Annotated in this window: 12 protein-coding genes and 1 pseudogene; 7 read left to right on the top strand and 6 right to left on the bottom strand. The window is 69.7% G+C overall.

What is annotated here, in order from left to right:
• Positions 1–37: 37 nt before the first annotated feature.
• Positions 38–439, top strand: a complete 402-nt coding sequence (locus AC1Q87_RS12880; RefSeq protein ID WP_492609332.1) for a hypothetical protein — start codon at positions 38–40, stop codon at positions 437–439.
• Between the two features lie 2 nt (positions 440–441).
• Complete coding sequence (locus AC1Q87_RS12875; RefSeq protein ID WP_492609331.1) at positions 442–1,341, top strand: hypothetical protein; 900 nt, start codon at positions 442–444, stop codon at positions 1,339–1,341.
• 63 nt (positions 1,342–1,404) lie between these two features.
• Here AC1Q87_RS12875 and AC1Q87_RS12870 read toward each other — a convergent pair whose 3' ends face one another.
• The 3 genes from AC1Q87_RS12870 to AC1Q87_RS12860 form a co-directional block, all read right to left on the bottom strand.
• Positions 1,405–1,638 (bottom strand): aa3-type cytochrome c oxidase subunit IV, encoded by a 234-nt coding sequence (locus tag AC1Q87_RS12870; RefSeq protein WP_492609330.1) that lies wholly within the window; start codon positions 1,636–1,638, stop codon positions 1,405–1,407.
• A 90-nt stretch (positions 1,639–1,728) separates the two neighbouring features.
• Complete coding sequence (locus AC1Q87_RS12865; protein ID WP_492609329.1) at positions 1,729–2,793, bottom strand: alpha/beta fold hydrolase; 1,065 nt, start codon at positions 2,791–2,793, stop codon at positions 1,729–1,731.
• Positions 2,794–2,796: 3 nt separating this feature from the next.
• The gene (locus AC1Q87_RS12860) at positions 2,797–3,270 is read right to left on the bottom strand and encodes a PaaI family thioesterase (RefSeq protein WP_492609328.1); all 474 of its coding nucleotides are present in this window, start codon (positions 3,268–3,270) and stop codon (positions 2,797–2,799) included.
• 151 nt (positions 3,271–3,421) lie between these two features.
• Between AC1Q87_RS12860 and AC1Q87_RS12855 the strand changes: the two genes are divergently transcribed.
• The 3 genes from AC1Q87_RS12855 (at position 3,422) to AC1Q87_RS12845 (ending at position 6,949) form a co-directional block, all read left to right on the top strand.
• On the top strand, positions 3,422–3,913 hold the full coding sequence (locus AC1Q87_RS12855; protein ID WP_492609327.1) for a DUF3617 domain-containing protein: 492 nt from the start codon (positions 3,422–3,424) through the stop codon (positions 3,911–3,913).
• Positions 3,914–4,145: 232 nt separating this feature from the next.
• Positions 4,146–5,585 (top strand): amidohydrolase, encoded by a 1,440-nt coding sequence (locus AC1Q87_RS12850; RefSeq protein ID WP_492609326.1) that lies wholly within the window; start codon positions 4,146–4,148, stop codon positions 5,583–5,585.
• Complete coding sequence (locus tag AC1Q87_RS12845; protein WP_492609325.1) at positions 5,585–6,949, top strand: amidohydrolase family protein; 1,365 nt, start codon at positions 5,585–5,587, stop codon at positions 6,947–6,949. The genes AC1Q87_RS12850 and AC1Q87_RS12845 overlap by 1 nt, the downstream gene beginning before the upstream one ends.
• Before the next feature lie 129 nt (positions 6,950–7,078).
• On the opposite strand, the gene AC1Q87_RS12840 is transcribed toward AC1Q87_RS12845, so the two are convergent.
• Complete coding sequence (locus AC1Q87_RS12840; RefSeq protein ID WP_492609324.1) at positions 7,079–7,987, bottom strand: LysR family transcriptional regulator; 909 nt, start codon at positions 7,985–7,987, stop codon at positions 7,079–7,081.
• 92 nt (positions 7,988–8,079) lie between these two features.
• Here AC1Q87_RS12840 and AC1Q87_RS12835 point away from each other — a divergent pair.
• Positions 8,080–8,937 (top strand): annotated as a pseudogene (locus AC1Q87_RS12835) (aldo/keto reductase); the annotation flags it as partial.
• A gap of 180 nt (positions 8,938–9,117) precedes the next feature.
• On the opposite strand, the gene AC1Q87_RS12830 reads toward AC1Q87_RS12835, so the two are convergent.
• Positions 9,118–10,812 carry a class I adenylate-forming enzyme family protein gene (locus AC1Q87_RS12830; RefSeq protein WP_492609323.1) on the bottom strand — a complete coding sequence of 565 codons (1,695 nt, stop codon included), beginning with the start codon at positions 10,810–10,812 and terminating at the stop codon, positions 9,118–9,120.
• Positions 10,813–10,927: 115 nt separating this feature from the next.
• On the opposite strand from AC1Q87_RS12830, the gene AC1Q87_RS12825 reads away from it, so the two are divergent.
• Positions 10,928–12,163, top strand: coding sequence for an acyl-CoA dehydrogenase family protein (locus tag AC1Q87_RS12825; RefSeq protein ID WP_492609322.1), 1,236 nt, complete (start codon positions 10,928–10,930; stop codon positions 12,161–12,163).
• A gap of 16 nt (positions 12,164–12,179) precedes the next feature.
• On the opposite strand, the gene AC1Q87_RS12820 is transcribed toward AC1Q87_RS12825, so the two are convergent.
• A complete protein-coding gene (locus AC1Q87_RS12820; protein ID WP_492609321.1) occupies positions 12,180–12,698 on the bottom strand; it encodes a DUF2087 domain-containing protein in 519 nt (172 codons plus the stop codon).
• Positions 12,699–12,725: the final 27 nt, after the last annotated feature.

Raw genomic sequence — 12,725 nt, 5'->3', positions numbered from 1 at the left:
CCGCTCACGCGCTCAAACCAGAAAATGTCGGTGACCTGTGAAAAGAACTGCACTTGTCCTGTCCGCCGCGCTCGCGACCGCCGCCTCCTCGTCCGCCCTCGCGCAGGGCGCCATACGCCCGGGCGACGACTCTCTGTCCTGCGAGGCGCTGTCGGCCGAAGCCGGCAAGATCGAGGACGCCGAGGCCCGTCGCGCCCAGCGCGCCGAAGCCGGTCGTAAATTCATGGGGTTCGCCGGCTCGGCGCTCGCCTCCGCCGGCCCTGGCATGATCGCCCGCGCCGACGCCGGCGAGGGAACCCTCTTGGCCCAGCAGATGATGCGGTCCGCCGGCTCGCAGGCCGCGGCCGCCGCGACGCAGGACGCTGCGCCGCCGGCCGCCGGGCCGCAGGCGCGCCGCCTGGAGCGCGTGCGGTCGCTGATGACCGAGAAGGGCTGCTGACCGTGCGCCTGGCGCTCCTGACCGCAGCCGCCTTCGCCCTGGCCGCGCCCGCCCACGCCCAGCAAAGCCCGGCCTCGGCCGCCGCCAAGGGTCGAGTGGCGCCGCTCAGCGTCCAGGTGATCGGCGCCCTGCCGCCGGCCGAGGTGAAGGCCTTCACCGCCAAGGCCGGGACGATCATCGACCAGGTGCTGGCCACGCCGACCCTGCGCCAGCCGCGCGGCTTTTCGATCACGCGCTCGCTGACCATCGACAGCCCGCCCAGCGATCAGCCGCAGGGCCAGCCTTTCCTCGCCCGCGCGACCATGATCCCGCAGATGATCAACCTGGAAGCCGGCGCCAAGCCGGACTCCGAAGGGGCCTATATGGGCAGGTTGGAGGGCCCGACCTTCCAGATACGGTTCAATAGCCTCGCCGCGCTCTACCCCAACGACAACGGCGACCGGCTCGACCAGCCGCGCGACCTGCCGATGAAGATGACCGCGATCCAGGGCTTCCCGGTCTTCCAGGTCGGCATCCGCCAGGTGATCCTGGTCGCCAAGCCGGGCCGGCTGCCCTATCGGCCGATGACCAAGGGCGAGTACCTCGAGTGGCTGGCCAAGGAGATCCCCGGCGACGCGCGCCTGGCCCCGACCCGGGCGGCGCTGACCCCGCAGCAGCTCACGGCGCCAGCCTGCGCCAGTTCGCGGCTGAGCGAGTTGTTCGGCGACTGCGCCAAGGGCGCCGCGCCGATCGTCCGGCTCGACCCCGCCTATTTCGACAAGGGCGCTCGCAAGGGCGCGATCCAGCTGGTGGCGATCTCCACCCCGATCCCCGGCGGCCATGGCCACAAGATCCTCGAGCCCAAGCTCAAGGCCGCGGCGTCCGAGCTCGACCTGGCCTCGATCCAGGCGCTGCTGGACTAAAACGACAAAGGGCGGGCGCCGTCGCCGGCGCCCGCCCTTCGAAATCTTGAAACGTGATCGCCCTTAGTGGGCGTCGTCGCCGCCGTGCTCGCGCAGGACGAAGAAGCCGCCGACGGCGATGACCACGCCGATCGCCAGGCTGCCGAGGAAGCTGGTCGGGGTGCAGAACGCCAGCACCAGGAACACCAGCAGCGCGGTCAGGGCCAGCGAACCCCACTTCGTCAGCATGACGAACAGGTGGTAGGTCGAGGTCTGCTCGTGGATGTCCATGTCGCCGCGGTGGTATTCGGAAGCCATGGCGGAGCCGTCTCTCTCTTCGAAAATTCTGTTGCCGCCGGACCTACACGAACCGCAGGCCGGCCTCAAGGGTTCCTGGCGCCGCTTGTCCTAGGCGGGCCAAACCGCCAGCAGCGAGCGCAGGGCCGCCACCAGGGCCAACGGCTGGTCGACCATGACGTGGTGGGCCGAGTCTGGGATGGCGATCTCCAGGATGTCGTCGGGCAGCGGCGTGGTCTGGCCCTCGGTCCGACGCGTGATGATCACCGAGCGGTCGCCGAAGATGTGCGCCAGCGGCACATCGACCTTGGGCTTTCCGCCGACCATCATCTGGTTCATCGCCGTGCGGTCGAGCTTGTTCCACATGTTGGGGTCGAACCGCCAGGTCCAGCCCTCGCCCGAACCGTCCTCCATCGGCGCGCGCTTCAGCGACCGGCGGGCGATGAAGTCGGCGATGAACAGGTTGCCTGCGGCTTGGGGCGGCATGAACCGGAAGCGGGCCAGCGCCGCCTGGATGCTCGGATAGACCTTCTGGGCGCGGTCGGCGGTGGGGATGTTGGCCACCCGCTTGGCCTGCTCCTCCAGCATGCGCTTGCCTTCTGGGCTGTCCGGCGGGGGGCCGCCGAAGCCGACATCGACCATGACCGCCGCCTTCATCCGCTCGGGATGCGCGGCCGCGGCGAAGAACACCTGCGACCCGCCGAACGAGTGGCCGACATAGACCGGCTTGCCGGCCGCATAGAGCCCAGCCGCCTGGGCGCAGGCCTCGGCGTCCTCGGCGAAGTCCTGGAAGGCGTAGGTCTCGCGCCAGTCCGAGGCGCCCATGCCGGCCAGCGACATCGAGGCGACGCGGTAGTCCTTGGCCAGGTACGGCGCGATAAAGCTCCACCAATCCGCGTGAGCCGAGTTGCCATGCACCAGCAGCAGGCCGGGCTTGCCGACCTCGCCCCAGGTCAGCAGCTCGAGCTTGCTGCCCTTGGAGGTGACGAAGCTGCGCTCGGGCTCCTGGGCGATGGCGTCGAGGAACCAGGCCGGGGCGTCCGGCTCGCGGCCGCGGAACGGCAGCAGCGGGGCCTGGACTTCCGGCGGCAGGGTGCCGGGTTCGCTCGAAACCGGCCTGTCGTCGTCATAGTAGCCGACCGGCGCGCCTTCCTTGATCGCGGGATCCATCGCCATGGCCTAAGCGCCCCTCTTCTCGCGCTCGCCCGGCTTGCGCTGGATCGAGCGGATGCCCTTGTAGACGCCGGTGCCGGTCATCAGCGTGCGCTCGGCGCACCAGATGCGGCCGCGGACGGTGAACACGTCGTCCTGCTCGACGATGATCTCGCTGGAGCCCTCGATCCACTCGCCCATGTGGGCGCCGGAGAGGAAGTCGGTGGTCAGCCGCACCGTAACCCAGCCGATCTCACGCTGGTTGGAGATCACCCGGCCCCAGGCCATGTCGGCGAAGCTCATCAGCATGCCGCCGTGGCAGTTGCCCATGCCGTTGGCGTGGTGCTCCTCGACCCGGAACGCCATGATCTCGTCGTTCGTGACGAGGTCGCGCTTGGAATAGAACGGGCCGACCGTGCGGCCGAAGCCGCGCTGCCAGAGGTTGATTACAAAGCCGTCGGGAACGACGGCGGCCTGCACTTCGGTCAGATCGTCGGACATCGTGCGTTGCTGATGAACGGGCGTTTGAAAAATGGCAAGCGCCGAAACACCCCAGCCCTGTGCACATTCCTTGGCGCCATGGTCGCGCTTCGTGCGTTGTGGCTTGGCCGATACGCCCTGGGGGGTGGTCGGACCAACATCGGAGGAACGCATGCGTATCGCACTTAGCCTGGCCCTGGTCGCCGTCCTGGCCGCCGCCTGTTCCAAGAAGGAAGAAGCCGCCAAGGCGCCTGAGGCTGCAGCCCCCGCCGCGCCGGCCGCGCCCGCCGGCCCGGCCCTCGCCGACCTCGAAGGTCCCAAGCCCGGCAAGTGGAAGATGACCACCACCCTGTCGGCCGCGCCCAAGCCGGTCACGGTCGAGACCTGCGTCGCCCAGACCAGCTTCAAGGACATGGACGCCGCCAAGCGCCAGGCCGGCGTCACCTGCTCCGAGCAGTCCTATCGCCGCGACGGCGCCGACATCGTCGGCCGCAGCGTCTGCACCATCCAGGGCGGCATGAAGGTGATCACCGACAGCCGCATCTCCGGCGACTTCACCAGCCGCTACACGGTCGACGCCAAGACCGTCATGGATCCGGCCCCGACCCCGGCGATGAAGGAAACCACCATGAAGGTCACGGCCGAGCGCATCGGCGACTGCTGACCTTCCAGGTCGTCGTGGCCGGCCCTGCGCCGGCCACACTAGCGCCTGCGGGCTTGCCTGCGACGGACGCGAGTATGGGTCGCCGGGACAAGCCCGGCGATGACGGCCAGGTGGGCAGGGAAAATCCGACCCTCTTCGCCCGGCTTCGTCGCAAATCCGACCGCCCAGCCTTCCCCACCGCGCAGGTTCCGGCCTATCGTCCGGGCCAGTTCGCAGGGGAAGTTTTCCGACGATGAGAGTTCTGACGACGGCGGTCGCGGTATGCGCGGCCGCGGCCCTCAGCGGTTGCGCCACCACGGCGGCGACCTCCAGCAAACCGGCCGGCGGCGAGAGCGCCAAGGCCAAGCCGCTGCCCAAAGGGCTCGATTCCGGGCGCTCGGAGGCGGCCTTCGCCTCGACGTACCGGCCGCTGCCCAGCCGCCCGACCGCCCTGGTCGACGCCACCATCTTCACCGGGACCGGAGAGAAGATCGAACGCGGCGTGGTGCTGATCCGCGACGGCAAGATCGAGGCCGTGGGAGCCCAGATCGTGCCCCCGGCCAGCTACGACACGGTCGACGCCAACGGCAAGTTCGTCACCCCCGGCCTGATCGACGCCCACTCGCACCTGGGCGTCTATCCCTCGCCGGCCGTGCCCGCGCACTCGGACGGCAACGAGCTGACTGACCCCAACACCGCAGGCGTCTGGGCCGAGCACTCGGTCTGGCCGCAGGACCCCGGCTTCAACCTCGCCCGCGCCGGCGGGGTGACGACGCTGCTGGTGCTGCCCGGCTCCGGCAACCTGATCGGCGGCCGCTCGGTCACCCTGCGCAACATCCCGGCCCGCACCGTCCAGGACATGAAGTTCCCGGACGCGCCCTACGGCCTGAAGATGGCCTGCGGCGAGAACCCCAAGCGCGTCTACGGCAGCCGTAGCCGCGCGCCCTCCACCCGAATGGGCAACGTCGCCGGCTATCGCACCGCCTGGATTAACGCCGCCGACTACGCCCGCAAGTGGGACGACTATCGCGCCAAGGCCGACCGCGGCGAAAAGGCCGAGCCGCCCAAGCGCGACCTGCAGCTTGAGACCCTGGCCGGCGTGCTAAAGGGCGAGATCCTGGTCGAGAACCACTGCTACCGGGCCGACGAGATGGTCCAGATGATCGGGATCGCCCACGAGTTCGGCTACAAGATCACCGCCTTCCACCACGCGCTGGAGGCCTACAAGATCGCCGACATCCTGGCCAAGGAGGACATCTGCGTCGCCACCTGGGCGAACTGGTGGGGCTCCAAGCTCGAGGCCTGGGACGCGGTCGAGGCCAACGCGCCGATGATCCACGCCGCCGGCGGCTGCGCGATCATCAAGTCCGACGACCCCGACGTGATCCAGCGCCTGAACCAGGAGGCGGCCGAGGCGCTCTCCGCCGGCCGCGCCGCCGGCTACCAGATCACCGAGGGCGAGGCGATGAAGTGGATCACCCTCAACCCAGCCAAGGCCATCGGCGTCGACAAGCAGACCGGCAGCCTGGAAGCCGGCAAGCGCGCCGACGTGGTCGTCTGGGACAAGAACCCCTTCTCGATCTACGCCAAGGCTGAGCGCGTCTATCTGGACGGCGCGATCGCCTACGACCGTCACGACCGGCGTTACCAGCCGACCTCCGACTTCGAACTCGGCCAGGGGGCCGGCCGCTGATGCGTAAGCTTGTCGTTAGCCTGGCGGCGCTGGCCGCCGCCCTCGCCACCCCTGCGCTCGCGCAGTCCGTGGTCATCACCAACGCCCGCGTCCTCACCGCCGGGCCGGCCGGCGAGATCGAGCACGGCCTGGTGATGATCGACAAGGGCAAGATCACCGCCGTCCTCGACCAGACCACCGTGCGGCTGGCGTTCGCGCCCGGCACGCAGGTGATCGACGCCCAAGGCGGCGTCGTCACGCCCGGCTTCATCGCCCCCAACGCCCTGCTCGGCGCCGTCGAGGTCCGCTCGCTCGGCGACGACCTCGTGGTCAACAATCCCGACATCGGCGCGGCGTTCGACGTCCAGTACGCGCTGAACCCGGCCTCGACCCTGATCCCGGTCGCGCGCATGGCCGGCATCACCCGGGCCGTCGTCACCCCGATCTCGGCCGGCGGCGGCGGCGGCGCCGACTTCCACGCCGACGACGGCGAGGAGCTGATGACCGCCGGCGGCGGCGGCGGCACGAAGGCCGCGGCCCTGTTCGCCGGCCAGGCCGCCGTCATCCACCTGGGCGAGGCCACCGACATCTTGGTCAAGCCCAAGGTCGGCATGGTGGTGCCGTTCGGCGACGGCGGGGCCAATGTCGCCGGCGGCGCGCGCGGGGCCGAGATCGTCGCCCTGCAGGCCGCCCTCCGCGACGTGCGCGACTACATGCGCAACAAGGCCGCGTACGACCGCGCCGGCGTCCGCGACCTGGCGCTGTCCAAGACCGATCTCGAAGCCCTGATCCCGGTGGTCGAGGGGCGGATGCCGATTATCGCCGTGGTCCACAAGGCCTCGGACATCCGCGCCGTGCTCAGGTTCGCCCGCGAGGAAAAGATCAAGGTCATCCTCTCCGGCGCCGAGGAAGGCTGGATGGCCGCCCGCGAGATCGCCGCCGCCGGCGTCCCGGTGATCATCGATCCGCTGTCGAGCCGGCCCGAGACCTTCCAGACCCTGGGCGCCAGCCTGGAGAACGCCGGCAAGCTCGACGCGGCCGGCGTGACCGTGATCCTGCAGGGCAGCGGCGGCGCCCACCGCATCCGCGAGCTGCGCTACAACGCCGGCAACGCCGTCGCCCACGGCATGCCCTACCAGGCGGCGCTGGCGGCGATGACCATCAACCCGGCCAAGGTGTTCGGCGTCGCCGACAAGGTCGGCTCGCTGGAGCCGGGCAAGGACGCCGACGTCGTGATCTGGACCGCCGACCCGTTCGAACCGCTGAGCCAGCCGACGGCGATCTTCATCCGCGGCCAGGCCCAGCCCCTGACCTCCCGCCAGATCGAACTGCGTGACCGCTACAAGGACCTCTCGGGGCCCTATCCGCCGGCGTATTCGCGCTGATCCACAGCGTAGATCCTCCCCTCTGGGGGAGCTGTCAGCCGCATGGCTGACTGAGGGGGACTTTGACTCTCGCGAGTGCGGTCCCCCTCCGTCTCGCCTTCGGCGATCCACCTCCCCACGGGGAAGGATCTATTTCTGCTCCCCCCGTCCGCGCTCGGCCTGGATGAAGTCGATGAACGCCCGCAGCGGCGGCGGGACGTGGCGACGGCTGGGATAGTACAGCGACGGCCCCGGGAAGCTCGGAAGCCAGTCCTCCAGCAGGCTGACCAGCCGCCCCTGGTCGATGTCTTCGCGGACATAGCCCTCGAACGCGGTCCAGAACCCGACCCCGTCGATCGCCGCGCGCCGCTGCAGCGCCACCTGGGTGGAGACCAGCCGCGGCGGCGGGTCGATCCGCACCACCTGGCCGTCCTTCTCGAACTCCCAGGGGAACATCACCCCGCTGGTGAAACGCTGGCGGATGGCCGGCAGGCCGTCCAGGTCCTGCGGCGTTTGCGGGCGGCCGTGCGCGGCGATCAGCGCCGGCGCCGCCACCAGCACGTAGCGCTGCCGCCCGCCGAACGGCACGGCCACCATGTCCTGGTCCAAATGTTCGTCCCAGCGCACCCCGGCGTCGAAGCCTTCGGCGACGATGTCGATGCGGCTCGATTGGCCGACGATCTCCAGCCGCACGCGCGGATGCTGCTCAAGGAAGCGCGCCACCAGCGGCGCCATGACCAGCTCGACGGCCGGCTCCGGCGCGTTGATCCGCAGCAGTCCCGCCACGGTCCCGGCGCTCTCGTGCACGCTCTCAACGGCCGAAGCGATCTCGCCCAGGGCCGGCCCCAGGCGCTCCAGCAGGCGCTGCCCGGCCTCGGTGGTCGAAACGCTGCGGGTGCTGCGGTTCAGCAGCCGAAGTCCCAGCTGGCTCTCCAGGTCGCGCACCGCCTGGCTGAGGGTCGACGCCGACACCCCGCGCAGGGTCGCCGCACGCCGGAAGCTCCGTTCCCGCGCCACTGCGGCGAAGGCGTCGAGGTCGGCGAGGTTCAGATGGCGCATTGTACAGATTTCCGAACAGCTCGTGAGGATATGAGCGGATTATCCGATGAATGGCGCGAGCCTAGTCTGCGGTCAATCAAAGGAGCTCCCCCATGCAGACCCGTCAGCTCGGCCGCACCGGCCCCGTCTCCTCCGCCCTCGGCCTCGGCTGCATGGGCATGTCCGACCTCTACGGCCCCGCCGATCGCGACCAAGCCCTGGCCACCTTCGCCGGCGCCCGCGCGGCCGGGATCACCCTGCTCGACACCGGCGACTTCTACGGCATGGGCCATAACGAGATGCTGGTCGCCGAAGCCCTGGCCGAAGCTCCCCGCGACCAGGCCATCGTCAGCGTCAAGTTCGGCGCCCAGCGCGGCCCCGACGGCGCCTGGCTCGGCTACGACGCCCGTCCCGTGGCGGTGAAGAGCGCGCTGGCCTACAGCCTCAAGCGACTGCGGACCGGCTATGTCGACATCTACCGCCCGGCCCGGCTCGACCCGAACGTTCCGATCGAGGACACCATCGGCGCCATCGCCGAGCTGGTCCAGGCCGGCTACGTGCGCCACATCGGCCTGTCCGAAGTCGGCTCGGAGACCTTGCGCCGCGCCGCCGCCGTCCACCCGATCAGCGACCTCCAGATCGAGTACTCGCTGATCTCGCGCGGCATCGAGGACGGCTTGCTGCAGACCTGCCGCGAACTCGGCATCGGCATCACCGCCTACGGCGTGCTCTCGCGCGGCCTGATCAGCGGCCACTGGTCGACAGGCTCAGGCCCCACCGACTTCCGGTCCCACAGCCCGCGCTTCCAGGGCGAGGCGCTGGCCCACAATCTCGGCCTCGTCGAAGGACTGCGCGCCTTCGCCGCCGCCCGGAACGTCACCCCGGCCCAGGTCGCCATCGCCTGGGTCGCCGCCCAGGGCGACGACATCGTCCCGCTGATCGGCGCGCGCCGTCCCGAGCGTCTCGCCGAAGCCCTCGGCGCGGCGGACCTGGCCCTGACCGCCGCCGACCTGGCCGAACTCGAACAGATCGTGCCCAAGGGCGCGGCCGCCGGCGAACGCTACAACCACCAGCAGATGGCCATGCTCGACAGCGAACGGGCTGATCAGCGGACAAGACTGCCTCCCCCGGGCCGCGGGGGAGGCAGGGTCCTAGAGCGCCTTTTCGGGGTTCAGCGTCTCGCGCAGCTGACGCTTGAGGAACTTTCCGCTGGCGTTGCGCGGCAGCGGGTCGTTCATGAACCACAGGTAGCGGGGCACCTTGTGCTTGGCCATCAGTCCGGAGAGATGCGCGCGCAGCTCGTCGGGCGAGACGTCCGCGCCGGGACGCAGCAGCACCGCGGCCCCGACCTCTTCGCCCAGCCGCTCGTCCGGCACGCCGAAGACGGTCACCTCGGCCACCGCCGGGTGACGGAAGATCCCTGCCTCGACCTCGGCGCAATAGACGTTCTCGCCGCCGCGCAGGACCATGTCCTTCTTGCGGTCGACGATGAAGATGAAGCCGTCCTCGTCGATCCGCGCCACGTCGCCGGTGTGCAGCCAGCCGTTGGTGATCGACTCGGCGGTGGCCTCGGGGCGGTTGATATAGCCCTTGATGACCGGCGCGCCCTTGACCCACAGCTCGCCGACCTGGCCGGCCGGCACCGCATTGCCGTCGTCGTCGACGCACTTGGCCTCGAAGGCCGGCATCGCCGGGCCACAGCTGTCGGGCTTGTCGACGAAGAAATCGGCCGACACCGCGGTGATGATCCCGCAAGTCTCGGTCATGCCGTAGCCGGTGTTCGGTCGCGCAGTCTTCACCGCCCCGTCGATCTTGGCCACCAGGTCCGGCGGCAGCTGCGCGCCGCCGCCGCCGAGGGTCAGCAGGCTGGAGGTGTCGGTGGTCGCGAAGTCGGGGTGGTTGATCACCTCGCGCGCCATGGTCGGCACGCCGCTCATCGCGGTGATCTTCTCCTTGGCGATCAAGCGCAGCGCCTCGCCCGCGTCCCAGCGGTACATGAGGACCAGCTTGCCGCCGCCGGCAGTGACGGCGTAGGCGCCGCAGTTGTTGGCGGTGACGTGGAACAGCGGCGTGGTGATCAGCGCCGCGGGGATCGGCGCGTCCTCGGGGTTCGGGATCACGCCGGTGGCCTTGGCCACGGCCAGCGCCTGCACCTGGCCCGAGAAGCCCATGTTCATCAGATTGGCGATGCAGCCGCGGTGGGTCAGCTGCGCGCCCTTCGGGAAGCCGGTGGTGCCCGAGGTGTAGAAGATGCAGGCGTCGGCGTCGGGATCGACGCTGACCTGCGGCATCTCCCCGCCGTTCGCGATCACGTCGGCGAAGGGAATGACGCCGGCCGGCGCATCGGTGCGCACGGCGACGAGCTTGATCCCCTCGGCCATCGCCGGCCGCTCCTGGATGCGGGCCAGGCGCTCGGCGTCGGCGAACACCACCTTGGGCGCGGAGTCCTTCAGCGCGTATTCCAGCTCGTCGGTGACCCACCAGGCGTTGACGCCGACCGCGGCGACTCCGACCGACAGGCAGGCCCAGTAGATCAGCATCCATTCGGGATAGTTGCGCATGGCGATGGCCACGCGGTCGCCCGGCTGGACGCCCTGGGCGAACAGCCACGCGGCGATGGCGTTCACCTGGGCGTGGGCCTGGGCGTAGGTCAGGCGGTCGTTCTCGTAGACGAGGTAGTCGCGGTCGCCATAGGCGGCCGTCGAGAGCCACAGTTCACGCACCGACGGCGGCGCGTTCTTGTACATGCGGATCATGTTGCCGCGCACCGGGATCTCGGCGACTTCGAACGGGGCGCCGGGCGCCGTCAGTTCCGACCAGGCCTGCTTCAGCTCTCGATAGTGCATGGACTCCCCAATTGTTTGATCACCGGCCGCGTCGAGGCGGACAGCGGGACTTGCCTTACGACACGACAAGCGCCGACGCTGCGGAACGCAAGGACAAAACAGGGAGATAGGCGCCGTGGCGATCGATTTCGAGATTCCGGAAGACGCGAAGGCCGTCCGCGCTCGAGTGCGCGAATGGGTCGAGACCGAATGCATCCCCGCCGAGGCGCGGCTGAAGGACAAGGAGTCATTCAAGACCGTCCTGGACGAGCTGCGCGCCAAGGCCCGCGCCCAGGGTCTGTGGTTGCCCTTCATCCCCAAGGAGTACGGCGGCATGGGCCTGGGCCCGCTGGCCAACGCCCTGGTGCAGATGGAGCTGGGCCGCAGCCATCTCGGCGCGCTGTCGATGAATAGCCAGGGCCCCGACGACGCCACCATGCTGACCCTGCTGGCGCACGGCACCGAGCACCAGAAGGAGAAGTTCCTCAAGCCGCTGCTGAACGGCGAAAAGCGCGTCTGCTACTCGATGACCGAGAAGGCCTCCGGCGCCGACGCCACCGGCATGCGCACCACCGCGGTCAAGGACGGCAACGAGAACTACGTGCTCAACGGCGAGAAGTGGTTCTCGTCGGCCGCCAGCGCCGCCGACATGGCCCTGGTCATGGCCCGCACCGACCCGGACGCCCCGCGCCACCAGCAGTTCTCGACCTTCATCGTCGAGCTGCCGAACCCCGGCTACGTCATCAAGCGCGACATCAAGACCATGGCCGTCGAGGGAGCGCTCTCGCACATCATGGGCGGCGGCCACTCCGAGATCGAGATCAAGGATCTGGTCGTGCCAGCCGAGAACCTGCTGGGCGGCGAGGGCCAGGGCTTCAACATGGGCCAGCACCGGCTGGCCTACGGCCGCCTGCGCCACGGCATGCACAACGTCGCCATGGCCCAGCGCGCGCTGGACATGGCCACCGCCCACGTCACCCAGCGCTCGACCTTCGGCAAGCCGCTGGCCGAGCGCCAGGCCGTCCAGTTCATGCTCGCCGAGTGCGCCAGCGAGCTCTACATGGCGCGCCTGATGCTGCTGCACATCGCCTACAAGGCCGAGCGCGGCATGGACCTGCGGCAGGAGAACTCCATCGCCAAGGTCTTCCTGGCGCACATGGTGCACAAGGTGGTCGACACCGCGATCCAGCTGCACGGCGCGCTCGGCTACAGCCAGGATACGCCGCTGGCCAGCTGGTACACCCACATCCGCTCCCAACGCCTGGTGGACGGGCCGGACGAGGTGCACCGCTGGACGGTCGGCCGCAACGTGATCAAGGCCTACCAGCAGTTCGGGACCACCGCCTCGGCGGCGGGCGGCGATCTGCTCTAAGGCCCGACACGCCCTGTCAGATGCGCCCGATCAAGCGGGCCGCATCTGGCGGCGGCGGCCGCTCGATCCGCCGGTAGACGCTGCCGTCGGCGTTGCGCTCGATCAGCCGCGAAATCACCAACTCGCGCCGCAACAGGGCATGGTCGCCGAAGTCATGCAGCTTGGTGATGAGCTGGCTGATCTCGCGCTCGCCGGAGGTCTGGCCTGCCGGCAGCTTCGACCACAGCCCCCAGAGCGCCAGCACCTGGTCTTCGCGCCGGGCCGGCCAGCGCGTCATGCGGCCGGCTTCGAAGCAACGCTCGACCCGTTCGATCCTGCGCTCGTCGACGGGCGGCGGCGCTGGCGACGCGCCCGCAGGCGCCCGCTCAGCCTCCGCGCGCAGTTGCTGAAAGTTCCGACGGCCGACGGCGCGCGCCAGCATGTTCAGCAGTTCGACATGGCCCGGCGGGGTCTCGCGCGCCTGCAACTGCGCACGCAGCGACTTGGCCAGGCTGGAGACGTCGTCGGCTTGAAACGGAATGATGGTTTTCGACATGATCTACCCTCGCGTGCCGAGGTGAGC

It is taken from the genome of Phenylobacterium sp. GW823-FHT02A09 (genome assembly GCF_058797775.1).
The sequence above is the reverse complement of the archived record's forward strand: the minus strand, read 5'-3'. Positions and strand labels throughout refer to the sequence as shown.